The sequence below is a fragment of the Flavobacterium terrisoli genome, from assembly GCF_030167905.1.
GTDB classification, from domain to species: Bacteria; Bacteroidota; Bacteroidia; order Flavobacteriales; family Flavobacteriaceae; genus Flavobacterium; species Flavobacterium terrisoli.
In genome coordinates this window covers 186,845-211,272 of the sequence record NZ_JARGNA010000007.1, presented here as the reverse complement: position 1 = coordinate 211,272, position 24,428 = coordinate 186,845, and the positions used below count along the sequence as shown (strand labels likewise).

General features: G+C 39.5%; 24 protein-coding genes. 6 read left to right on the top strand and 18 right to left on the bottom strand.

Annotated features, from left to right (window positions below; translation table 11 throughout):
* Positions 1 to 2,040 carry a DUF7619 domain-containing protein gene (locus tag P1K33_RS11475; protein WP_284653119.1) on the top strand — a complete coding sequence of 680 codons (2,040 nt, stop codon included), beginning with the start codon at positions 1 to 3 and terminating at the stop codon, positions 2,038 to 2,040.
* On the opposite strand, the gene P1K33_RS11470 is transcribed toward P1K33_RS11475, so the two are convergent.
* Positions 2,035 to 3,072: a hypothetical protein gene (locus tag P1K33_RS11470; RefSeq protein ID WP_284653118.1), complete on the bottom strand. Its 1,038-nt coding sequence runs from the start codon at positions 3,070 to 3,072 to the stop codon at positions 2,035 to 2,037. The two genes, P1K33_RS11475 and P1K33_RS11470, sit on opposite strands and share 6 nt — an antisense overlap.
* A gap of 210 nt (positions 3,073 to 3,282) precedes the next feature.
* Between P1K33_RS11470 and P1K33_RS11465 the strand changes: the two genes are divergently transcribed.
* The 4 genes from P1K33_RS11465 to P1K33_RS11450 all read left to right on the top strand — a co-directional run bounded on the left by P1K33_RS11465 (position 3,283) and on the right by P1K33_RS11450 (position 7,186).
* A complete protein-coding gene (locus P1K33_RS11465; protein ID WP_284653116.1) occupies positions 3,283 to 4,128 on the top strand; it encodes a class I SAM-dependent methyltransferase in 846 nt (281 codons plus the stop codon).
* A gap of 86 nt (positions 4,129 to 4,214) precedes the next feature.
* Positions 4,215 to 4,487: a DUF4242 domain-containing protein gene (locus tag P1K33_RS11460; protein WP_284653115.1), complete on the top strand. Its 273-nt coding sequence runs from the start codon at positions 4,215 to 4,217 to the stop codon at positions 4,485 to 4,487.
* A gap of 206 nt (positions 4,488 to 4,693) precedes the next feature.
* On the top strand, positions 4,694 to 5,746 hold the full coding sequence (locus tag P1K33_RS11455; protein WP_284653114.1) for a hypothetical protein: 1,053 nt from the start codon (positions 4,694 to 4,696) through the stop codon (positions 5,744 to 5,746).
* Positions 5,747 to 5,758: 12 nt separating this feature from the next.
* Complete coding sequence (locus tag P1K33_RS11450; RefSeq protein WP_284653113.1) at positions 5,759 to 7,186, top strand: MBOAT family O-acyltransferase; 1,428 nt, start codon at positions 5,759 to 5,761, stop codon at positions 7,184 to 7,186.
* 46 nt (positions 7,187 to 7,232) lie between these two features.
* Here the strand turns inward: P1K33_RS11450 and P1K33_RS11445 are convergent, their stop codons facing one another.
* The 4 genes from P1K33_RS11445 to P1K33_RS11430 form a co-directional block, all read right to left on the bottom strand.
* Positions 7,233 to 7,748: an SRPBCC family protein gene (locus tag P1K33_RS11445; RefSeq protein ID WP_284653112.1), complete on the bottom strand. Its 516-nt coding sequence runs from the start codon at positions 7,746 to 7,748 to the stop codon at positions 7,233 to 7,235.
* Positions 7,738 to 8,064, bottom strand: a complete 327-nt coding sequence (locus tag P1K33_RS11440; protein ID WP_284653111.1) for an ArsR/SmtB family transcription factor — start codon at positions 8,062 to 8,064, stop codon at positions 7,738 to 7,740. The genes P1K33_RS11445 and P1K33_RS11440 overlap by 11 nt, the downstream gene beginning before the upstream one ends.
* Before the next feature lie 154 nt (positions 8,065 to 8,218).
* The gene (locus tag P1K33_RS11435; RefSeq protein ID WP_284653110.1) at positions 8,219 to 9,940 is read right to left on the bottom strand and encodes a tetratricopeptide repeat protein; all 1,722 of its coding nucleotides are present in this window, start codon (positions 9,938 to 9,940) and stop codon (positions 8,219 to 8,221) included.
* A 139-nt stretch (positions 9,941 to 10,079) separates the two neighbouring features.
* Positions 10,080 to 10,709, bottom strand: a complete 630-nt coding sequence (locus P1K33_RS11430; RefSeq protein WP_284653109.1) for a hypothetical protein — start codon at positions 10,707 to 10,709, stop codon at positions 10,080 to 10,082.
* A 126-nt stretch (positions 10,710 to 10,835) separates the two neighbouring features.
* Between P1K33_RS11430 and ygiD the strand changes: the two genes are divergently transcribed.
* Entirely contained in the window at positions 10,836 to 11,666 is an 831-nt protein-coding gene (gene ygiD / locus P1K33_RS11425) for a 4,5-DOPA-extradiol-dioxygenase (protein ID WP_284653108.1), read from the top strand.
* 485 nt (positions 11,667 to 12,151) lie between these two features.
* Here ygiD and P1K33_RS11420 read toward each other — a convergent pair whose 3' ends face one another.
* From P1K33_RS11420 to P1K33_RS11360, 13 genes are all read right to left on the bottom strand, one after another.
* The gene (locus tag P1K33_RS11420) at positions 12,152 to 12,562 is read right to left on the bottom strand and encodes an OsmC family protein (protein ID WP_284653107.1); all 411 of its coding nucleotides are present in this window, start codon (positions 12,560 to 12,562) and stop codon (positions 12,152 to 12,154) included.
* 328 nt (positions 12,563 to 12,890) lie between these two features.
* Positions 12,891 to 13,121 carry a 4a-hydroxytetrahydrobiopterin dehydratase gene (locus tag P1K33_RS11415; RefSeq protein ID WP_284653105.1) on the bottom strand — a complete coding sequence of 77 codons (231 nt, stop codon included), beginning with the start codon at positions 13,119 to 13,121 and terminating at the stop codon, positions 12,891 to 12,893.
* Positions 13,122 to 13,210: 89 nt separating this feature from the next.
* Positions 13,211 to 13,960, bottom strand: a complete 750-nt coding sequence (locus P1K33_RS11410) for a maleate cis-trans isomerase family protein (protein WP_284653104.1) — start codon at positions 13,958 to 13,960, stop codon at positions 13,211 to 13,213.
* A 37-nt stretch (positions 13,961 to 13,997) separates the two neighbouring features.
* Positions 13,998 to 14,624, bottom strand: coding sequence for a class I SAM-dependent DNA methyltransferase (locus P1K33_RS11405; RefSeq protein WP_284653103.1), 627 nt, complete (start codon positions 14,622 to 14,624; stop codon positions 13,998 to 14,000).
* Positions 14,625 to 14,627: 3 nt separating this feature from the next.
* Entirely contained in the window at positions 14,628 to 15,542 is a 915-nt protein-coding gene (locus P1K33_RS11400) for a fumarylacetoacetate hydrolase family protein (protein WP_284653102.1), read from the bottom strand.
* Between the two features lie 46 nt (positions 15,543 to 15,588).
* Positions 15,589 to 16,701, bottom strand: coding sequence for a cupin domain-containing protein (locus P1K33_RS11395; RefSeq protein ID WP_284653101.1), 1,113 nt, complete (start codon positions 16,699 to 16,701; stop codon positions 15,589 to 15,591).
* 1 nt (position 16,702) lies between these two features.
* A complete protein-coding gene (locus P1K33_RS11390; protein ID WP_284653100.1) occupies positions 16,703 to 17,683 on the bottom strand; it encodes a carbon-nitrogen hydrolase family protein in 981 nt (326 codons plus the stop codon).
* Entirely contained in the window at positions 17,683 to 18,336 is a 654-nt protein-coding gene (locus P1K33_RS11385) for a hypothetical protein (RefSeq protein ID WP_284653098.1), read from the bottom strand. Before P1K33_RS11385 ends, P1K33_RS11390 begins: the two co-directional genes overlap by 1 nt.
* Before the next feature lie 2 nt (positions 18,337 to 18,338).
* Positions 18,339 to 18,764: an acyl-CoA thioesterase gene (locus P1K33_RS11380; RefSeq protein WP_284653097.1), complete on the bottom strand. Its 426-nt coding sequence runs from the start codon at positions 18,762 to 18,764 to the stop codon at positions 18,339 to 18,341.
* A gap of 2 nt (positions 18,765 to 18,766) precedes the next feature.
* On the bottom strand, positions 18,767 to 20,356 hold the full coding sequence (locus P1K33_RS11375) for an AMP-binding protein (protein WP_284653096.1): 1,590 nt from the start codon (positions 20,354 to 20,356) through the stop codon (positions 18,767 to 18,769).
* 4 nt (positions 20,357 to 20,360) lie between these two features.
* Entirely contained in the window at positions 20,361 to 21,110 is a 750-nt protein-coding gene (locus tag P1K33_RS11370; RefSeq protein ID WP_284653095.1) for a TonB C-terminal domain-containing protein, read from the bottom strand.
* A 120-nt stretch (positions 21,111 to 21,230) separates the two neighbouring features.
* The gene (locus P1K33_RS11365; protein WP_284653094.1) at positions 21,231 to 22,136 is read right to left on the bottom strand and encodes an alpha/beta fold hydrolase; all 906 of its coding nucleotides are present in this window, start codon (positions 22,134 to 22,136) and stop codon (positions 21,231 to 21,233) included.
* Positions 22,137 to 24,425 (bottom strand): oxidoreductase, encoded by a 2,289-nt coding sequence (locus tag P1K33_RS11360; RefSeq protein ID WP_284653093.1) that lies wholly within the window; start codon positions 24,423 to 24,425, stop codon positions 22,137 to 22,139. It abuts the gene before it with no gap.
* Positions 24,426 to 24,428 lie beyond the last annotated feature (3 nt).

Below are 24,428 nucleotides of genomic sequence, written 5' to 3'. Positions count from 1 at the left end.
ATGAAATACGCACTGTTATTCGTTTTAATGAGCTTTATGGCTCAGGCACAAATTGTCAATATACCCGATGCGAATTTTAAGAATGCTTTGGTTAATACTTTATGTGTAGGGAATCTTGTTAATAATAATTTTGATGCTGATGTTGATACCAATGACGATGGGGAAGTTCAGTTAAGCGAAGCTTTGACAGTCACCAGGCTGAATGTTCCCAACCAAGGCATTACTGATTTGACTGGTATTGAAGCTTTTCAAAATATGCGTTCACTGAATTGTAATTCAAATCAAATTGCCACTTTAACCCTCAATAATTTTTTCAATCTGGTTAGCTTGTATTGCTCTGATAACAGCATGACTTCGATAACAATAACCAATTGTTTTAACCTTAATCAATTTCACTCTACCGATAATTTGATGACCAGTATCGATTTAAGTTTAACCGGTGTTTCCCGTTGTTCTATTCAAAGCTGCCCGAATTTGGTTAGCATCAATTTAAAGAATGGAATTATGATGGATTCCAGTTTTGCTTATAGAAATATTACCTCCACTGAAGCCATACCGCCGCCGCCGCCAAGTTTGATAGGATGGAATCCTAATTTGCTTTTTATATGTGCGGATGACTATGAAATTGACCATATAGAGACAATGAATCTTTCCAATAATAATCCAGGTTTGGTCGTGTCATCCTATTGTACTTCGGTTCCTGGTGGCAGCTATAATACAGTAACCGGTTCGGTGAACGTGAATTGTGATACGTTTAATATTCCGGCTTCACAAGTCAAAATCAGCTATTCTAACGGATTTCAGAGCGGATACACTTTTACCAGCAGTACAGGCCATTATGTTTTTTTTGTTCCTGCTGGGACTTATACTATAACGCCTGAATTTGAAGTGCCGAATTATTTTTCATTTTCACCTTCAAGTTCTACCATTGAGTTTGTTGAAGCAGGAAATACACAGGTTTTAAATTTTTGTGCTACGCCATCAGCAGTCAATGCAAACCTTGAAATCACCTTGATACCGATAGGAGTAGCACGCCCCGGCTTTGATGCTCAGTATCAAATTCAGGTTAGAAATAAAGGATACCAGGAAATGTCAGGAACCGTTACTTTTAGTTTTAATGATGCGGTTTCCGATTTTGTATCAGCCGTTCCTGTAGTTACAACACAGTCGACAGGTTCACTTACTTGGGATTTTACTGATTTGGTTCCTTTTGAAGCCCGAAATTTTTTATGCAAACTCAATATCAATTCGCCAACAGAAATCCCTGCAGTGAATATCGGAGATCAATTGAGTTATACGGCTACTGTATTTTCTTCGCTTGATGATATAACCCCAGGTGACAATATTGCCCTGTTAAAACAAACCGTTGTGGGTTCGTATGATCCAAATGATAAATTGGTTTTGGAAGGAGGACAGATTAGCACGGCGCAAACTGGAGATTATTTGCATTATGTTGTGCGTTTTCAGAATACAGGAACTTATCCTGCTGAAAATATTGTGGTAAAAGATATGCTGGATGATAATCTGGATTGGAGTACTTTGGAAATGCTTTCGAGCAGTCATCCTTACAGAAGTACATTGACCAACGGGAATCAATTGGAAATTTTTTATGATGGAATCAATTTACCGCCATCGTCTGTTGACGAACCGGGAAGTAATGGTTATATCGCTTTTAAAATCAAGCCAAAGGCGACAATCGCAATTGATGATGTGATTGAAAATACAGCCGGAATCTATTTCGATTTTAATTTTCCGATAGTAACCAATACAGTTTCAACTACGGTAACGGCATTGGGTTCCAATGATTTTGCAACATCGGTATTTACGATTTATCCGAATCCGACAAGAAATCTGTTGCATATCACCCTGGCTGATGCCAATTTTGTAAAAGAAGTTTCGGTTTGCAATGCTTTGGGGCAAAAATTAATGACGGTAACCAATACTGAAACTATTGAGGTAAGCACGCTTTCACAAGGCGCTTATTTTATTACTGTAACAACTGAAAATGGTAAAGGCACACAAAAATTTGTGAAGCTATAGTAAATCTTTGGACAAATACATTTCTAACTTTTCCCTGATATTGTTCAGCGGTGTCGCGATGGCATTGACATATTGGAAGTTTCCATCCCGTTTGTTATCAATTGATAATTGAATAGGGCAGGCTTCACTTTGGATGGCATTGACCTTAAACTCATTGTTTTTGCCATCATAAACCAGGTAGGGCGCACCCGAAGAACCAAATCGGAAATAACCTTTGATCAGATAGCGCAAACCTTCCAAAATGTAATTCCCGCCAATGCGCTCCGGAAAAATGCCAAAATGCTCCGTAAAACCATCAATCTGTGCTTTGTTGAGCAGTTTTCCAACTTCACTTGCCGGTGAACTTTGCAAACAATAATAGTGTTCCTGGTCATCACTCAAAACGGAATAATCAATCGCAGCACTTGGTATTGCCTCAATGATTTCGCTTGGTGTATTGATGATGCGATACAAAGCGATATCGTCTCCATAAAAGGCTTCAACCAGTTCCACTTCAATCAAAAAGGTATGACGGTTAATGGCCGGTTCGGCAAAAGATGTTGCTGTTGAAAAATGCTTTGAAAGCTCAGGCTTATTATAAAATTGGTCGTTTTTAAATTGTACGATTAAATGCGCCTGGCAAATCTTTTTTTCCAATAAACTAACCCAGCGTGTATCAAAATTGATTTGCTGCAACGCCTCAATGGCTGCCTGGTAATCATTTGGATTAGCACTGTTCCAATACCTTTTTTGCACGGTTGGGTCCAATAGGAAACAGTTTTGAAACAATTGCTTTTGCGGCTCATTCAGATAAGGCAAAATACCATTGGCAAAAATACTTTCAGCAATCGACTTAAAAATTCTGGCTTCTGTTTTTAGATTGTGTGCCACCGATAAAATATAACCTTTACCGATATGAAAGGCACAGATGTTATTTTCAAAATGTCTTCTGTTGGATTCATTTATGTTTTGTGTCCACATGATGCGAAACAAGGGCGAAGTCTGCTCATTGGTGAGTTCCAGTTGCTTTTGAAGGCGAATATTTTCTGTCATGATTTGCTTTGATGAGGTAAGGAAATGCTACTTTACAATTTATCAAATATAACAAAGAAAACTGATAATAATAAACCGTTGGTTTTCAAATTTTTAGTACATTTACAAGACACTAAAATTCACTTCCCCATTTCTGTTTCAAACGGTTAATCTACATTTGCTAATTTTCTGAATCATTAAATAATTCTGTTAATTAAAAATTGGAACAGCATGGAATTGGAATTAGAACAAATTAGAGAACAACAAAGAGCATCATGGAATAAGTTTTCACCAGGTTGGAAAAAATGGGATGACTTAATGATGGATTTTTTACAGCCGATGGGTGATGAAATCATCAGATCACTAAACCTTAAAGGGGATGATTATGTCTTAGATATTGCTGCCGGAACCGGAGAACCTGGTCTGACCATTGCGGCTTTGGTACGTAACGGAAGAGTTGTTATCACGGATTTATCCGAAGATATGCTCGAAATTGCTAAAGAGAATGCCGTGTTGAAAGGGATAAAGAATACTGAAACGGTAGCCTGTGATGTATGCGAACTTCCTTTTCCCGATAATACGTTTGATGCCATCAGTTGCCGATTTGGCTTTATGTTTTTCCCTGATATGCTTTTGGCCGCCAAAGAAATGGCAAGAGTTTTAAAACCCGGTGGAAGAATTTCAACTTCTGTCTGGAATGGACCCGAAAAGAATTTTTGGGTAACCGCCAGTATGGGAACCATCAATCGCAATATGGAATTACCGCCACCGCCACCAGGTTCACCGGGTATGTTTCGTTGTGCTCAAGATCGTTTTATAGCCAGTTTATTTGAACAGGCCGGATTGAAAAATGTCACCCAAAAAGAAGTCCTTGGCAAACTCAAATGTAAAACCGCCGATACTTACTGGAATATGATGACCGAAGTGGCTGCGCCTTTTGTGGCTGCGCTGAGCAAAGCCGATGATGCCATGAAAGAAAAAATCAAAGGAGAAGTGCTTCAGGCTGTCAATGCAAAATTTCCGGAGGGCAATGTACAAATCGATTCCAGCGCATTGGTCATTACCGGAGAAAAATAAAATTTCAAATGTGGAGCCAGAAACCACTATAATAAACGGGGCAAAACCGAACAGCCATAAAGTAGGAGTTTACAAAATTGAAACTTATGCCAAAATTCGTAATCGAAAGAGAAATTCCGGGAGCCGGTAATTTAAATGCCGAGCAGCTAAAAGGGATTTCACAAACATCTTGTGGAGTTCTCAATAAAATGGGACCCGACATTCAATGGGTTGAAAGCTTTGTTACCGGAGATAAAATTTATTGTGTTTATATTGCCCCTAATGAGGAAATGATTCTGGAACACGCTAATAAAGGCGGCTTTCCGGCCAACAAGATTTCACAAGTCTTTAATGTCATCAATCCGGTGACCGCAGAGTAACTACCCAACAGCAATCTTAAAAGGTTGCTGTTTTTTTATGCCCTAATCCGACTTATTAACAGGAAAATCGTTAATAAAAAAATAGTGATGTTTTGCTATGGATTGTTTAATTAGTTAAATTTGAAACAGATAGCTTTGAAATCAACAATAATCATTTTCCCCGGTGATTTGATTCTGAAGCATAATTCCCTAACCAATTTTAGCTTATGAACGAAAAATCACTTTTCAAAGCGGCTGTATTAACCTTAATCACTGTCGCGGTCGTTACTTTAAGTTTTGAATTTTACCTTAGAAATCAAGGCGCAACAATTGATTATGACGATGGCGAAAGCTTGTGGTCAAACAATAGAAGTATGGTGTATGAACCAGCTGACCAATCGTTGGTTTTCATAGGTTCTTCACGTATCAAATATGACCTTGATTTGGCAACCTGGAAAGGATTAACCAAAGTCCACGCCATACAGTTAGCGATGGAAGGAAGTTCACCAAGACCGGTTTTGACCGATCTTGCCAACGATCCTAATTTTAAAGGAAATGTGGTTATCGATGTGACCGAAGGCTTATTCTTTTCGATGGCACCGCCTTTTATGGAAACTCCGGTCAAAAACATCAAATACTATCACGACCGAACGCCGGCGCAAATCGCCAGCTTTGAACTCAATAAAATAATGGAATCCCAGTTTGTTATCCTCAACAAAGACCATTATTCGCTTAATGCGAGACTCGATAAATTGCAGTTGCAAAGCCGTCCCGGTGTATTCATGATGCCCATATTCCCGATAAACTTTGAAAAGACCACTTTTGAGAGACAGGAATACATGACGGCCAGTTTTGTAGCCAATCCTAAAGAATGCCAGCAGGTGAAAGATATTTGGACCTTTTTTGCCGGAATGGTACAGCATGCACCACCAGTGCCACCGGCAGTTTTTGATGGTATTTTTGCTTCGGTAAAAGCAGATATTGATAAGATAAAAGCTCGCGGTGGTCACGTTGTTTTTGTCAGAACGCCTTCAAGTGGACCTTATTTTCAAGGAGAAAGCATGGGATTTCCAAGAGACAAATTTTGGGATAGACTCTTAAAGGAAACCAACAGCCCGGGAATTCATTTCAAGGATTATCCTGCGATGGCCAATTTTGACTGTCCGGAATTCTCTCATTTGAAATTGCAGGATGCCGCACTTTTCACCAAATCGTTTTTGGATGAATTATCTAAACAACAGGGTTTTGCCTATTTAAAGTCTAACAATTCTTCCAATTAATCTGCTGCTATTATGATATTTAATTCTTATACGTTCGTCGCCTTTTTTATATTAATACTGTTTCTTCACAATTTGCCGTTGTCATGGAAGACCAAAAAAGTAAATCTGTTATTGGCCAGTTATATCTTTTATGCTGCCTGGAATCCGCCGTTTATTCTTTTACTTTGGCTGTCAACTGTTATTGATTTCTATGTTGGCCGGGCTTTGTATACCCAGGAAAATCCACATAAAAAGAAACTGCTGCTGGTAGTGAGTCTGATAGGTAACCTGGGAATGCTTTGCTTCTTCAAATATGGTACTTTCTTCCTGGAAAATTTTGTTTCCCTGACACATTTGTTAGGTTTTGATTTTAATCCGGCCAAGCCAAATATTATACTGCCTGCCGGAATTTCCTTCTATACTTTTACCACTTTGTGTTATACGATTGATATGTATAAAAAGGAAAGCAAACCGGTTAAATCATTACTCGATTTCTCTTTGTTTGTAACTTTCTTTCCGCACTTAGTTGCCGGACCAATCGTTCGTCCGCCACAATTGGTGCCACAATTCGAAAGTCCGAGAGTGGCTTCGCGCAAGCAAATGATGGATGGATTATTGTTGCTGACATTAGGTTTGTTTATGAAAGTGGTTTTGGCCGATAGCATGTTGGCGGTAACTGCCGATAACGTCTTTAATTCCACTGATGTGCTGCCAAGTTTGGATGCTTGGATTGGTGTGTTGGCGTTTTCGGGGCAGATATTCCTTGACTTTGCGGGTTATTCGACTTGTGCCATTGGTGTGGCTTTGTGTTTGGGTTTTGTCCTGCCTCAGAACTTTAATTATCCGTATGCCGCGATTGGTTTTTCCGATTTTTGGCGCAGATGGCATATCACTTTATCGAGTTGGTTGCGCGATTATTTATACATTCCGTTAGGTGGAAGCAAAAATGGTAAAGCGAAGATGTATTTTGCCCTAATGATGACGATGCTTTTAGGCGGATTGTGGCATGGTGCCAATTGGACTTTTGTCGTTTGGGGCGGATTGCACGGTTTGTACCTTTGGGTAGAAAAGTTCTTTAAAGACAGGCGAGGAGTGCAAAATGATGCTTCGATTTCGTCCAATACATTACCGAATTTTTTCTATGCATTGCTCACCTTTATGTTGGTTAATATTACCTGGGTATTCTTCAGGGCCGATACTTTCGGAAAGTCGTGGGGAATGCTCCAATCGATGTTTGGCATGGCCGATGGCAAACCATTGTTGACTACTTTGGCTATTCTCAAAGTTGCCATAATTATTCCGTTGATAGTATTGTGTCATTGGTTTTTGCGCAACACGAAGATACTTGATGTGGCATACAAAATGTCCTGGATTTGGTTGAGTATTTTTTGGTCGGCTATGCTTTTGATGCTCATTTGGGCGCAGGAAAGCGGTAGTTCGTTTATCTATTTCCAGTTTTAATTTTTTGTAAGCCCTAAAGGAAAGAGCCGCTTTATAGCGGCTCTTTTTATTTGTTAGCAAGTTTTGATTGTTCTTCAAAATAGTCATCCAAATTGCCCATTGCCATGGTAAATCCTTCTTTAAAGCCAAGCTCGATGATTTTTTCTATATCGGCTAAATCTTCGTAAGTGATTACTATGTTAACAAGGGTTGAATCTCCATTGACATTGAATGTATTGTGCCATAATGATCTTGGGAAATCGGTATTGATATTACCTTGTTCATCACAAAAAGCATCCAGGGCGGAATAACTTTTTCCGGTTTCGATGCTTTTATAATCGGCTCTGCACCAATGGATAAAATTATCCGGTCCCATCATAGCATACAGCCAAGTGCCGCCAACCCTAAAATCCATTGATTTGGTTTTGACCTGATATGGTTTTGGCGCCCACCACAAATCTAGCAGTTCGGGTTTGGTCCAGGCATCCCAAACCAAGTTTCTCTCTGCCGCAAATTCTCTTTTTACGGTAATGGTTTTATTTTCCTTGTTTACGGAAAAATCGAATAAAAGGTTACTGTTCATTTTGTTTGTTTTTAAGTGTTGATAATACTTTGTCTAATTCGTTAAAGCGGCTTTCCCAAATCTTGCGGAATTGTTCCAACCATTGGTCTATTTCTTTCAATTTGTCAGCTTTAAGTTGGTAATAAATTTCCCTTCCTGATTGTTCAGGTTGTATGAGTTCGCATTCGGTTAAAATGCGCAAGTGCTTTGAAACGGCCTGTCGGGTGGTTTCAAAATGCTCTGCTATGGCATTGGGCGTCATCGATTGTGTGGCAATTAAAATGACAATGGCTCTTCTCGTTGGATCGGCGATGGCCTGAAATACATCTCTTCTCATGTTTTCAAAATTAAATACGAAACTAATCAGTTGCAAATATATATGCAACTTTTCGGTTGCGCAAATTATTTAACACTTTTTTTTTAAAAGTAGAAAGGAGGAGAGAAAGCGTTTTTTGAAAAGGTAAAAGAGGCACCAATAAGCGCCTCTTTATTTATAATATTCTCGAGGTGTTGATTTTGATGTCGGCATATTTCCAGGCTGCTTCAAAACGGGTTTTGGTTTGAATGAATTTCTTTTGGTCACCCAATTTTTGATAAGCATTCATCAATCCTTTTAAAGCCCAACCGTTGTCACGATAGGTTTTTAAATCTTCTTTGTAGATTCTTACCGCTTCGGCATATTTTCCGGCATCAATTAATACAGCACCCAGATGATGGCGTACAGAGAAAAACCAATCGGGCGGTTCGTTATAATTCAGTGCATCTTCTTTGGCAATCGCTTCTTTTAAAAGGGAAATGGCTTTAGCATAATTTTTTTCCTTGCCATTGATTTCGCCTTCCAAAGTTTTGCAGGCAATCTCACCCAAATCATAAACACTATTGATGCCCCAAATGGTCAAGTCTTTTATTTTGGCATCGGTCATGATTTTTTTCATTTCGGCTAAATGTTTTTTGGCTTCAGCCAAATTATTTTGCGAAAGCAAAGCCATTCCTTGTGAATAATGCCAAATGACCAATGGGTATTTCAAATCTTTTTCAGGTGCTTTGGAAGCTTGTATGTCTTTCCAGAGGCCAAGTTTTACCTGAACATACCACGGAATGGCGTAATAATGCTGTAAAGTAGCCCAAGCCGGATCGCGCAACAATTTTTTGTGGGCATGATTCGATGTAGCAAAAGCGCCTTTTATGGCTATTTTGCTTTCACCGCTAAACGTGGCACAAGCCGCAATGAAGTGATCATTATGCGGATAATAAGCCAGCGGATAAGCGCCTTGTGCGTGACAAGCCACAACATAAAGACTGTCGACTTCCACAGCCTTTAGATTGGTCAAAACGCCATCGTGATAGCGACCGGTTCTGATATAGGTATGTGATGGCATATGAAGCAAATGTCCTGAGCCGGGGACCAAATCACGGAGCAAGTCAGCACTGGCATTGGCATCTTCGGCATGTAATGACATTTCGGTGGCGTGAATATAAAAGTGATTGGCACCAACATGTTTGGGTTCAAGTTGCAGACACTTTTTAAGTACGGCAACAATTTCGGGTGTCCAAGGCTGTATTTTACCATCTTTTTGCCATAAATTCCATGGATGCAAATCCATCAGTGACTCGGCGTAAAGTGAAGCCACGTCGGCATCCTTAGGATATTTTTTATAGACTTTCTGCATTGCCTTGGCATAAGCTGAATCGAGCTGTGGTCGGGCAATGGTAGTATCATTGGAATAACGATGGGTTAAGGCCTCAATCAAATCTTTTTCTTTTGGTGTGCAGGAATTCGATAATGATTTGGCTTTGGTCACCGCGTCATGAGCCCTGATAAAATTATCCTTTTCCATTCCGGCATTGTAATTTGGTCCTAACACATAGGCAAAACCCCACCAACCCATAGCACATTTCGGGTCTTGGCGCGTGGCTTCAAAAAAGGAACGTGCCGCTTCGGCATGGTTAAAACCATACGACAACATCAATCCCTGTTCGAAATAGCGTTGGGCTTCTTTGTTTTTGGTTGAGATTTGAAAATTGATGCCTTCCAATCCGCTGAATAAAGGTGCTTTCTTTCCCGATTTATACCATAATTCGTCGGTTACTTCGGGTGTGCCACAACTGTATTGGGAGGAAACGGTTGGTGTTGTGGTTTCTTTTTTAGCTTCAGATTTTTTACAGGAAGTAAAAAGAATAACAAATAGGAACAGGTATAGAATAGCTCGCATAGGATGAGAATATTGGTTAAACTAACTTGAAAATCTCGCGCTTTACAATCTGTGCTTTTGGGGTTTGTGTTCTGTAAAACAGTATGTTAAATGTAAAATTAATCATAATTCCTGATTTTTTTTTGGATTTCCTTTTTTATTATTTCGGGATATCCAATTCGAAATCGACTTTTACATATTCTTCTAATTTAAATAAAGGAATTTCTCCGGTGGTTGTTTTTCCTTTAGCACTAATGACAATTCCATTTTCAAACGTATTCAACTTTTCCACATCTTCATACGGATGTATACAACTTTGCCTAAAGACAGGAAAATGGTTATCATTACTATTTTTTATTTCCAGATCATAACTGCGGATCGATTTTTTCTTTTTTGAATTGCTATAGATGTTCAATGTAACTTTCTTAATACTGTCTTTGATTTCAATGGTTTTGAAATCGTATATGTATTTTTTGAATTCCCTTCTGCTACTTGATATTAAATTGGTGCTGTTGTCGTAATCAAACTTTAGCAAAAATCCCTCTTTTGATTTAGTTTCGGTTACGTTAAACCTGTGGATTCTCATGCTTTTATAATCATATAGATTGGCCATAAACGAATATTCGGTTTTTATTAGCCGCAGGACATAAGTATGATTATCGAAGTTGGTATAGCTTACAACTTCTCCACCACTATTGAAAGAGTATCTGGTCAACGTATTAAACGTATATTTTTGTGCATTCACAATTGAAACGCCAAATAAGATAAGAAGTAGAAATATTTTTTTCATTGGTTAGCGTTTGTATTTGTTTGAGTTAAATAGTTTATTCTAAAGCTAATATACAAAAACTCCTTCAAAATCGGCAGCGCCAGTTTTCTAAATTTTCCCTATCTTTATATTACAATCCCAACCGAAATGAATACCCTAAACCAATTGCACTACATTACTGAAAGCTTTCCCAATACTGAGAAAATGCCGGTTTTCTTCTTTGGTCATGGCAGTCCGATGAATGCTATTGAGGAAAATCAGTTTGTTCAGGGTTTTAGGAATAGTGTGGTATCAATCACCAAACCCAAAGCGATTCTTTGTGTTTCGGCGCATTGGTACACCCGAGGAACCAAAGTCACCGCAATGGAAATACCCAAAACCATACACGATTTTGGTGGCTTTCCCGAAGCTTTGTTTGCGGTGGAATATCCGGCGCATGGCAGTCCGATTTTGGCCAAAGAAACCAAACATTTGTTGCAGCCCATTCCAGTGGAACTTAATGAAAGCTGGGGTTTGGATCATGGAACCTGGTCTGTGGTGAAGCACTTATATCCCGAAGCCGATGTACCCGTAATTCAGTTGAGCATTGATTATACCCAGCCACCGGAATACCATTTCCAATTGGCACAAAAACTTCAGGCATTAAGGCACAAAGGTGTTCTGATCATAGGCAGTGGAAATATTGTCCATAATCTGCGCTTGGTTGATTTTTATAATTTCGACAAAGACAATTATGGCTATGATTGGGCCATTGAAGCCCATGACACCATCAACAATTATTTATTGGATGGCCATTACAAACCGCTGTTTCACTACGAAAAACAAGGCAAAGCCTTGCAATTGGCAATCCCGACTCCGGATCATTTTTTACCATTGTTATATGCTTTGGGATTACAGCAAAAAGGAGAGACCATTGAACTCTTTAATGACAAAATGGTCGCCGGAAGCCTGAGTATGACTTCGCTGAAAATAGCCTAATGCAGGACAAACAAAAAAAGGAAATTCATCTTCAGAATTTCCTTTTTTTGTTGTGATTTTGATGGATTAGTACTGCCTATGCTTTCCTGCATATCAATCGAGAAAACCGATTTCCAGAATTCTGTAATGCATCAAATTCATACTCGAATTTAAGAAATAAACACAATTTTGTCAATTGGTTTTGAGTGGTTTAACATCAATTTAACGGGCTGTTGATAAGGTGTTTATAAGTGCAAATTATAGGCGCAAAAAAAAAGGAGGTCTATTTCTGACCTCCCATTGTTATGATTTTGATTTATCATTATTGACTTACACCACTTGATGCATCCAACTATTGAATTCTCTCTTCGAGACCTTCAAGTAATTAATCAAAATCATTAAGTAAATTTACTTTTTTTTGAAATACAACGATGTTAAAATTAGCACTTTAACACTCATTTAACTTTGTATTTGTAGTGTAAATTGTAGGCGCCATTTTGCCATGCTTAGTTCAGCGTAGCAGTGACGGTGATTTTAGTATTCAGCAATCTTGAAATCGGACAGTTGGCTTCAGCATCTTTCACCAATTCGTCAAATTTATCTTTTGAAATACCATCAATTTTGGCTGCCAAAGTTAAGTTGGAAGCTACAATCGTTCCGTCTTCAAAAACAATCTCTGCATCGGTTTTTAATTCGGTAGCCGTAAAACCTGCTTCCTGTAAGTTGAAAGCCAATTTCATCGAAAAACATCCTGCATGAGCAGCACCCACTAATTCTTCGGGATTGGTACCGATGCCTTCTGCAAATCGGGAGCCAAAAGAATATTGTGTCTGATTTAAAACAGTGCTTTGCGTAGTTAAATGCCCTGATCCGTCTTTTCCTGAGCCGTTCCAAACGGCAGTTGCTCTTCTTTTCATATAGTAGTTATTTTAGTTTTAAAAAGCTCTAATTTACAAAAAATGCCATTAACAGTTGTTACTTTAAAGTTAATTGTTTTTTGATTGAATAATGGGTTATTTTTTTCTTTGGCAATGACTAACGGCAAGAAACAGCATGAGTAATTTTGGAACTAAAATAATAAAATACATTCCGAAAAACTTAATCAAAACTACAACAGTAATTAGTAATCCCAAGAAGAGTAAAATTTGATATGATCCTTTTAGAACATTATTTTCATAGTAACCATCGACTAAATAAAAAAGCAATGGCAGTACTACTATTAAAGATAATGGAATAATCATCATGCTAAAGCGCCGAGATAAAAGCCGCCAATTGATGGTCTAATTCGGTAATGTTTTTTTTGCTGTAAGTGAATAAAGTGACTTCCAATGTAAAAGCTTTGAAAACCCTATAATCCGGATGATGGTCCATAGCATCTGCTTTTTCGGCAATTTTCAATACAAATTCAGCCAATGCAGTTTGAGATATAAATTCAAAAGTGTTGACCAGTTTTCCATCTTTAGTGATCCATTCCATGATTTTAGTTTTTACTTTTTGTAATACTATAAAAGTAAGTAAGCTTACTATGAACGGGTTATACTATTCTCTTTAATTTTTTTATAATTCTAATACTTTCCGTTTAACAGTTCTCCACCGATAGCCGATTTAGGTTCGATGCCCAACTTTTTCATCATTTCGTAAGTGGTACAAACCGCAGCCGAAGTCACCGGAATGCCACATTCTGCCTGAATCGCATCAATGGCTTCGAGCGAAGGCATTTGTACACAGGCCGAAGCCACTAAAACATCGACATCAGTCAAGTCCAGTTGTTTGTAGATTTCCAATAGATTCATCGGGTTTTGTGCGGCAACTTCCAGGTTATCCGGAATTTCAAGCGCAATGCTTTCTTTTACTTTGATGCCTTGGTGTTCGATATAATCAACCACCATGTCTGTCAGCGGACGCATATAAGGCGTAATGATCGAGATTTGTTTGGCGCCTAGAACTTTCAATCCGTTAATCAAAGCTCCTGCAGAAGTCACGATAGGTGTTGGGAAATCGTTGGCTATCGTTTCCTGATGTAAATTCACCTCGGAAACACAGTGGTAACCTCGTCCCATACTCATAATCGCTACCAAACACGCATAACCCATAACGTCAACATGCGCGTCGGATAATTCCTGTGCACATTTCAAACTCATCGCATCCATGGCTTCGAGTTCTTCTTTGGTTACTTTTTTCATCCGCATGCGGCTGCTGTGAAACGTAAAACGTTCCGGTAAAATGGTTTCCCTGGCTCTGAAAATAGCCGGTATTTCGGTTTCCATCGTCACGTTGGATGACGGAACGATTTGTCCTATTCTATATTTTTTCATTTATATTATTTTTTGTCTCCCGAGCGTAGCTGAAGGGTCATTTTGTTGCAATTAGTATTAAATCTGTTGTGTCTTGTTCGTTGTGTAAATAATTTTTTCGCTGCAAATCAATAAGGGTAAAACCGTTATTTTCCAGTGCTGCAATAAGATAATCAGCCTCATGGTAATTTATAAATACCTCGTCGCCAGAACTTCCTTTTTGGAACCGGGATTTAGCATTGTCATCTTCCATGGTGCTAAGGTAAAGAACACCATCTGCGTTTAAGATTTGACCCGAATCAGCAATAAATGCAATGGCTTCCTTTTTGGAAAGATAGGGCAGTCCAAAGCCACATAGGATGGCATCAAATTTTTGTTCCAGGCTTTTGATTTTCCTGAAATCGAGCAAATCAAATTCGGCATTTGGATTGTTTATTTTGGCCAGTTCAATCATATTCGGAGCCAAATCGGTTCCGAGGATTCTAAGATCGGGTCTTTTCTCCAATAAATATTTGGTGATATTTCCCGGTCCGCAGGCCAGTTCCAGTACAGTCGCATTATCTTTTTTGATATTGTTGCAAAAGATGTCAAACGAATCGTGATACAGCGAAACATCCATAAACCTGTCCTGATAGCTATCGGCAAGCTTATTGAAAACACCCACTGCATTACTTGTCTGATCCATTTTTTATCTGCTAATTTCTTTTACAGTATTTGTGATGGTTCCAATGCCTTCAACGGTGGCTTCCAAAACATCGCCGTCATGCAGCCATTCCTGAGGATCGCGACCGGCACCAACGCCTGCCGGAGTTCCGGTAGCAATAATATCACCCGGTTCTAAGGTAAATACGATACTCAAATCTTCAATCAAATCGTTGATGTTGAACAATAAAAATTTGGTATTGGAGTTTTGTTTTTCCACACCGTTTACCTTAAGCGATAAGTTCAGGTTGTGTGGATTTTCGATTTCGTCTTTGGTTACTAGAATCGGTCCCATTGGCGCAAAAGTGTCTTGCCCTTTGGAAACAATCCATTGCCCTTCACGACGACAATCACGCGCCGAAATGTCATTGATTACCGTATAACCAAATACATAATCCATCGCGTCAGCTTTGGCTACATATTTCCCTTTTTTGCCAATCACCACTGCCAATTCCACTTCCCAGTCGAGTTGAGAAGTCAATTTGGTATTTTTGATTACTTCGGTATTTGGACCGGTAACGGTGGTTGGTGGTTTTGAAAAGATAATCGGTTTCTGCGGTAACTTTCCGGTAGTGTCCAAGGTTCTCGCACTTTCCGAAACATGTTCGGTATAATTCAAACCAATCCCGATGATGTTTTTTCTCGGTTTCTGAATAGGAGCGAGGATAGTCACTTCGTCCAGTGAATAGGCGATTTCTTCAAAGAAATTTTCCGGTGTATCGGCTACCATATCGTTTAATTCTTCCACCAATTCGATGCCCATATCAATCAATTCAAGCATGTCACTTGGTAATGGGAAATTGGAAATCTCACCAAAATCTTCCATGTCGATGACTTGGTTGTTGTGGAGAAAACCTAAACGGGGTTCGGTGTCTTGTGTCTTGTAAGTTAGTAGTTTCATTTGCTTTAAAGGTACTAAGGCTCTAAGGAGCTAAGGTTCTGAGGTTTTAGTTTGTTATTGTTTGGTATCCGTTGTTTTCATCGTATGCTCTTTCCTGATACAAGCCGAGTTTTTCGATTACCGGTAAATCATTGAACGAGAACAAGCAGGCATCTTCGGTATCCGAAGCATTGTGGTGTTCGTGCCACGCCCAGGAAGGCACACAGAAAATGTCACGTTCTTTCCAGTCAAAGCGTTTCCCATTGATAATCGAATAGCCTTTGCCTTTGGCACATTGGTACACAAAAGAACCGGTGTGTTTGTGCGCTTTGCTTTTAAAACCGGCTGGCAATAATTGTATCGAAGCGCCCATCGTTTGCATCACATGGCCACCGGTTAACGGATTGGCATAACGCATGATGATACCGTCAAACGGATTCGGTTGGTTGACTTTTGCCGCTTCCAACAAAGCCGGATAAACTTTCTTCCAGGAATATTTGAATAAAGGGGAATAAGGTTTGTTCCAAACCAAATCGGCTGGCACGATACCGTTACCATCAAACGACATTGGTAAGTGATTTACCGGTGCAATCAACGGCTGTTTGCCATCATAAACCGCATAATCATTGGCTTCTAAGGCATTCACCAGCGGAATATCTAATCCATCTTGCCAAATGCTGGTTTGGCCGCCTTCTTCCACACCGTGTTCGTGCCACGTTGAATTCGGCGTAATCACAAAGTCATTGACTTCCAACATGATTTTATTCCCATCTACAACGGTATAACCTTTATCGCCTTCCATGATGAAACGCAAGGCAGAAGCTTTGTGTCGGTGTGCCGAAGTGCTTTCGCCCGGACGCGTAACCTGAATTCCGGTGTATAGCCAACCCACAGCCGCAGAAACATCTTTTCGTTTGTCGTTGACCAAATACACTACACGTCTTCCGGCTTGTTCTGGCGTTACGAGTTCGGATGATTTCAAAACCAAACTGCGCAAGTCTTCATATTTCCAAAGCATTGGAACAGAAGAAGAACGTGGTTCCCAAGGTTCGATATCATTGGCCACAGTCCATAAAGCGCCTGCGCCAAAGCCTTCCAGTTCTTTGTAATAAGCTTCGAGTTCCGGGCTGTCCTGTACTCGTGCACGACCAATGACGTCGTCTGAATGTTTTGCTTCCATCTTATTTTTTATTAAACTCCTCGTGATTGTCTACAAAGGTAATCTTTCTCGTTGGAGCGGTATTTACTCTTAAATCAAAAATATCAAAACGGTTGTAATGTCCGAGGATATCGTGCATTTGTTTCGGCTGGATGCATTTTTCCAAATCTATATCGGCATAAATAATCCCTTCGTCATCGATCAGCGGTTTGCCAATCACAGCGCCATTTGGGCCAATAAATCCTGAGAATGCCGAGTTTTTTCTGGTCAACAATTCATCCACATTTGGCACATCTTCACGCAAAGCATCTTTAATTTCGGGTGAAATCGTCGAACACGAAACAATCGTAAACAATTTCCCTTCGAATGAATGTGCGGCCGCACGAATCTTTATCGCTTCTGCCATATTGTAATCGGGCGGTGCCACCGGTAGTGAAATGTAATTGGCAATGTGAATCAATTCGCCTTGGGATAACAATGTAAAACGGGCCAAAGTATTGGTGTTTTCACCACAAGCCAAAGTTCCGATTGGCCCAACTTCGGTATCATAAACCTTTAACGAAGAACCATCACCGCTGGTCCAGGTGAGTTTTTCTGCCCAGGTTGGTACTAATTTCCGGTGTTTACCGATTAGTTTTCCTTGGTTGTCAATGATGAGATTAGTATTGTAAATTTCGCCATAACTGTCGCCACGTTCGTTGATTCCGATTACGATGTGGATGTTATGATCTTTCGCCGCCTGAAACAAAGGTTTCATAGCATCATCTGAAACGGCTACCGAATTTTTATACAATTGTTCATACCACTTGCTGCCTTGTACCGGTGTCATAATCCAGTTCCAATAAGGATATCCGGCAACAAATACTTCAGGGAAAGCGATGAGCTGCGCGCCATTTCCGCTGGCTTCTTTGACAAAGGAAATTACTTTTTCTATCGTTTTTTCTACATTGAGAAAAACGGGTGAGGTTTGGACTGTTGCGGCTTTGAATTTGTGAAATTGCATTAGTTTAATATTTTGAAATTAATGTAAAGTAAAAAAATCACAACACCGGCAAATAACATTAAATAGCCATGTGTTCTTTCAGTGGGATTATATACGTATTCTTTCTGTCCAGATAAATTTGTTTTTTTAGCTGAAATTAAAAAAAGACCTATTCCAATTCCGATAAATCCACCCAACAGGCAAAATAGATAACCTGTGATAATCATTAGTCTATTGGATGAAGTTTGTTCCTTCACTTCGGCTGATATTTCTTTTACTTTCTGAAATGTTTCGATGTCTCGACTGTTCATCAGGATATCTTGTTTTTCCAATAAATGCTTGGCTAATTTGACATCATACGGATTCCATTCGTCATAATTTTTTACCACATCAATCAGTTCCTCACTGGTAAAAGAAAAGAATGGATGATTCTTATCAAATGCACTAATATCAAACGTTGTTTTGGATTCCAAAACCTGATTCGCCAGATCAAAATCTCTCGGGTCAAGCATGAGGAGTATGGAATGCCTGGCCTTGTCATTAGAAAAACTCGCATCAAAATCTTTAGAAGTATCCTGAACTTTAAACTGAATTTGATTTGCTTCCAAAATGGAGGCAAATTCTTCAGCTATTGCCGAATCAGTCAGGCTCATAAAGGTTTTGAAATCTCTCATTATTATCCGATTAAATACTTTGAAATCAACATTTTCATTTCTTCACTAAAAGCTTCCGCTTTGATATTGTTTCGGTCTTCGGCGATGGCAACGTTTACCAAAGTTACTTCGCCTTCCAGACAGGTTTTGCCGTTTTCATCTTCAAAGCGAAAACCACAATTGACAGAAGCTCCACCAAGGTTAATCACCCAAAGCTTCTTGGTCAGGATTTCGCCCAAACGTGCGGCTTTTTTAAACTGGACTTTCAAGTCTACTGTTGGAATCCCATTTGTTTCATGTATTCTGGAAAACGGTCGATCTAAGGCTTCTTCAAACCAATCTTCGACTAAATCGTTTAGCATTTCCAGAAAACGCGGATAGAAGACTATGCCTGCGTAATCCACGTGTTTGAAACGTATCTTTTCTGTTTTTGTAAAAGTTTGGTTCATACTTATTTAAGTTTAAATCGTTGTATTTTTCCGGTCTCTGTTTTGGGCAAAGCTTCGGTAAAATAAATCACTCTCGGATATTTATACGGCGCAGCTACTTCCTTGAACCAGTGTTGAATATGGTTTTTCATATTATCTGTCGCTTTACTTTGTTCTTTTAATACAATGTGGGCGCAAACCAACATGCCGCGTTCTTCATCGGGCAAACCAACAACCGCACATTCTAATATTTCTTCGTGGGTCAAAAGCACGCTTTCGACTTCAATTGCCGCAATATTATACCCCGAAGAAATGATCATGTCATCGCCACGTGCTACAAACCAAAAGTAGCCTTCTTCATCCCGGCGGAAAATATCTCCGGTGACATTCCAGCCGTTTTCCACGTATTCTTTTTGTTTCTCTGGCCGGTTCAGATATTTGCAACCCGTAACGCCTCGAACGACTAATCTTCCGGGTTCATTGGCTGGTAAATCATTGCCTTCCTTGTCTACAATTTTAGCTTCATAACCGGTAATCGCCACGCCTGTAGCACCGGGTTTCATATTGACCTCATTGGAAGAGATAAAGATATGCAACATTTCGGTAGCACCGATACCGTCAATAATTTTTAAGCCGGTCGCATCGTACCAATCCTGCCAGACTTTAAGCGGCAAGGTTTCTCCGGCGGAGACACATTTGCGCAAGCTGGAAATATCAAAATCTGCTACTTTGGTGGTGATGATTCGCCAAGCCGTTGGTGCCGTAAAGCAAATCGTGATTTTATAATCCTGAATGGCTTGCAAAAGCATATCAGGTGTTGGTTTTTCAATTAAAAAAGTGGAAGCGCCAAAATACATTGGAAACAAAACCAATCCGCCCAATCCAAAAGTAAACCCAAGTGGCGGACTGCCTGTAAAAATGTCTTTGGCTGTTGGTTGTAATGAATATTGAGGAAAGGCTTCGCAAATATTTAGAATGTCTTTGTGGAAATGCGAAGTCATTTTGGGCAAACCTGTCGTTCCTGAGGTAAAGCCGATTAAAGCAACGCTGTCCGATTTAGTATGATAGTTTGTGAAAGTTTTTGGCTTGTTCTCCATCAATTCTTCCAGTCGCGAATTACCATAAAAACAAACGGATTGCAAGTGCTCTGATTTAACCAAATGCATTTCGTCGGCCAAACTGTTATCACAAATAGCGTGTGAGATTTCGGCACAGTCAATAATGGTAGTTAATTCTTTGGCGCGAAGTAAAGGCATAGTAGCTACAACAATGCCGCCTGCTTTTAAAACTGCAAACCAAACCGCAACCATCAATGGGTTATTGGCAGAACGAATCAATACACGGTTACCCGATTTCAATCCCAAATCTTCCACCAGGACATGCGCAATCTGATTGGCTTTTTCGAATAAATCATTGTAGGTCCAAGTGGTTTCAAATGTGCGGATGCAGATGTTATTGCCATCACCTTGTTTGATGTGATTGTCCAACAATGCTTCGACACAATTGAGCATCTCCGGACGGTTGAACTGCGGTAAGTCTAAAAAAACATAGTCGGGCTGTAAATCCGGGCTAGGTAAGTGGTGGTGTGCAAAATTGTCGTCGTAGTGTTTCATTTTTTTACAACTGATTATAATTTACAATTATATCTAAGTAATAAGGGTCTTCGAATCCCAAGCTTTTAGCCGGTGTAAATACAATTCCTTTGAAAGTTGTCAACAAAGAATAAATCGCTTGATAATCGTATTCGAAATGCCCGCTTGAGTTTTCGATTTTATAAACGCTTAAATTTCCTTCTTCGTTAATTAGGATTTTAATTGTTGATACAGGTTTAGGTTCTATTTCCCTAAATCCGGGATTTTTGAAGTTAGGGGATAATTTGTCCATTATTTTACTTTTCAGGCACTCGACTTTATCTTTAATAGCATCGCATTTTCCTAACGATGGTGGCGTTCCGTTTAGAAAGGTAGAGACTTTGTCAGAAGTATATTCGTTATCAACAAGTGCTGAGAGATAAGCTTCAAAATAAGTATCTATAGTGCTTAATTTCGCGGCATAATATTTCCGGATTATACTCTTTTCGAGTTCAGTTTGTGGAAGATTCTGGATATCTATGGCTTTAATTTTTCGATAGGTTTCCAATAAATCCAATTTTGATGTCAACTTTAATAAAACGGAATCCTTTTTTTCGAGGACATACCCCTGAATCTTAATTGCGATTTTTTTGTCTTTTTGCTGCTTTCTGAACTTATCGACAGTTTCTTTGTTTTTCTTATCGATGTAATCCTCAACTCTCTTTGGTTTTGTTAATTCGAATAGGATATCATCAAAAAGGCGATCCTGTTTTTTTATGGAATCATATAGTTTCACATTATTTTTTAGTCCGTCAATTTGAGCATAAGAGCTATAATTAAAAGAAATTATAAAAAAGAGAATTGCAATATGTTTTTTGGTCATCATTTCTTGTTTAGGTGCTAAAGCTCTATATGGCTAAGGTTCTAAGGTTAAAAATTTCTGAATCGAATTGAAATAAATGTCTTTGGCATCAAGCCAACCGTAATGGGCACAATGGTCCATCAGAACGAGTTTTGAATTGGGGAAAGCTGTTGCGATTTCCTGCGCAGTTTCAATTGAAATGATATCATTTTTACCTTGCAAAATCAAAACGGGCTGCTTAAAATCGGCAAATGAATTAGCGCAGTCAAAACGGATTCTTTGTAGATTTTGCAAGACCAATATATTAATCGTGAGATTGGTTTGCGTCATTCGTTGAGATATGGAAGCTAATTTGGATTTGTCATAAACATAAGCTTTAGACAAAAAGTAGGTTCTTCTTCCATTCGTGTTTTCGGAAGTATCTCCAAGATCTCTTTTTCGTTGATAAAATGCCAAACTATCTCTTTCTTCTGGTGTTAAATTAGCACGAATCCGGCCGGAAACATAATTCATAAACTTCAGATTTACACCACCTGAAGAAGAGAAGATTATCTTTTCAATGGTTTCAGGATGCTTTGTAGCATAAAAGGTGGCCATGATTCCACCAAAAGAATGTCCTAAAATTACCCACTTTTCTATTTTTAGATGCTTGCGTAAGTTTTCAATATCTTCCGCCATTAAATCCATCGTAATGGTTTGGTTGTTAGGTGTTTTTACGATTGATTTTCCGGTACCTCTTTGGTCGTAAATAATGGTTTGAAAGTTCTTTTTCGCGATTTCTTTTGCTAAATAGTCAAAACCTTCACAATCCATTCCCGGTCCGCCATTGATGATCAGTATTGGTTTTCCTTTGCCAAAGGTTTTATAATGGAGTTTTGAATTACCGCTGATAATAGTTCCTTCGGTTTGGGCAAAGCCAAACGTAGTAAGGAAAACCAATATCAGTGATAATTTTTTCATCTAATCCTTTTTGTTGCTCTTTGGTTTCAAAGCGATTTTCATACTTTCCGTTTGCTTTCTTTCTGCTGCTTTCAGCGGATACAAATGAGAACTTCCGGCTTTGTATTGGTTTGGAATATCGGTTGCTTCGAATTTTTCATAAGCCTGAGCGTTGCGTACAAAATTTGCGTCGGCTAATAACGGTCGGCCCAGTGCGACCAAATCGGCTCTGCCGTTTAAAATAATCGTGTTGATTTGGTCAATATCCTGAATGTAACCGGTAGTTATGGTTGGAATATGAACTGTGTTTCTCACAGCGTCCGCAAAAGGCGTCTGCCACATTCTGCCGACTTGTGGTTTCTGATGTGCCACGGTATTTCCCGTAGAAACGTTGATGATATCGGCACCGGCAATTTTGAAAGCGGTAGCAATCGTAATCACATCTTCTTCAGAAATTCCATTTTGTGCCCAATCAGAAGCGGAGATTCTAACGGACATTGGTTTGTGTTGTGGAAACACTTTTCGCATTTCATTAAAAACCCGTAATGGGAATTTCAATCTGTTTTCGATGCTGCCGCCAAATTCATCTGTTCGAAGATTGGTCAAAGGCGATAGGAAAGAAGCCAAAAGGAATCCGTGGTGCGCCTGTAATTCAATTAAATCAAATCCGGCATGATCGGCATTCTTAGCGGCCTGAACAAATTGAGAAACGATGATGTCCATGTCTTCCGCATTCATTTCTCTTGGCACCTGAAACTTTTCATTGAAAGCAATTGGCGAAGCCGAAATCAAATCCCAAGGTAAATCTATCGGTTCGTTTTGTCCTTCCCAAGGTTTTTTGGTAGCACCTTTTCTGCCTGAATGGCCAAGTTGAATTCCTATTTTGGATTGGGTATTCTGATGAATGAAATCGGTTATTTTTTTCCAGTCAACTAATTGTTCCTGAGTATAAATACCCGCACAACCTAAAGTGATTCGTCCTGTTTCTGAAACGGCTGTCATTTCGGTAATAATCAATCCGACACCGCCAGCTGCTCTGCTTCCGTAATGGACCAAATGCCAATCGGAAACTTTCCCATCAACGGCTGAATATTGTCCCATCGGCGACATCACAATTCTATTTTGCAACTCTAAATCGCGTAGTTTGAATTTAGTGAAAGCTGCAGGTGTTTCGCTGTTGTTGCCATTAAATTCTGCTAAGACTTTATCCGTAAATGATTTGTCTCGTAATCTCAGGTTTTCAAAGGTTACTTTTTTGGCGCGTGTCATACAGCCAAAAGCAAACTGATAAAACGGGTGTTGGATATTTCGATCCATATTTTCAAACCAATCAAGCGACACTAAAGCCGCGTGTTGGATCATTTCAACGGTATTTCTTCTGGTTTTCTCGTATTGTTCGAAGGCAGCCTGTACATTGGTCGGATTGGCAATCACTGCATCGGATAAACCGATGGCAGAATCCATCGCCAATTTGGTTCCCGAACCGATAGAGTAGTGTGCCGTGGCTTTGGCATCACCCAACAAAACGATATTATTGTGAAACCATTTTTCATTGGTCACATGCGGAAACTGACGCCAGTGTGATTTATTGGTAATCAACGGATGTCCGTCAAGTTCGTCCTTGAATATTGCTGAGATTTTAGCAATCGTGTCTTCTTCGTTGGTCACTTCAAAACCGTGTTTTTGCCAAGTATCATCACTACATTCGAAAATCCAGGTGCTCATGCCTTCTTCATATTGGTAAGTATGCGCTACAAAAGCGCCATGTGGCGTGGTTCTGAAAAAATAGGTAAAGGCATCCAAAGGTTTGGTGGAACCTAACCATACAAAGCGGTTTTGCTGCAAGGTTATTTTGGTTCCAAATTCCGATTCATATTGCGTTCGCACACCGCTGGCAATACCATCGGAAGCTAAAATGATATCGGCATCCTGATAAGCATTTAAATCATCTATATTTTGTTCGAAATGAAGATTAACGCCTTCTTCGCGACAGCGTTGGTGTAACAGTTTGAGCAATGTTTTTCGGGAGCAACCGCAAAAACCGTTTCCGGCGATGCTGACTTCCTGTCCGTCACGCGCCACAATGATATCGTCCCAATAGGCAAATTTGCTTCGGATTAACTCATAGGATTGCATATCGCGTTTGAGGAATTCACCCAAGGTTTCATCAGAAAATACTACGCCAAAACCAAAACTGTCTTCGGGTTTGTTGCGTTCATATACATCGATTTGGCAATTGGGCATTGCCTTTTTGGTTAGTATGGAAAAGTACAATCCGCCCGGACCGCCGCCGATTACTGCTATTTTCATTTA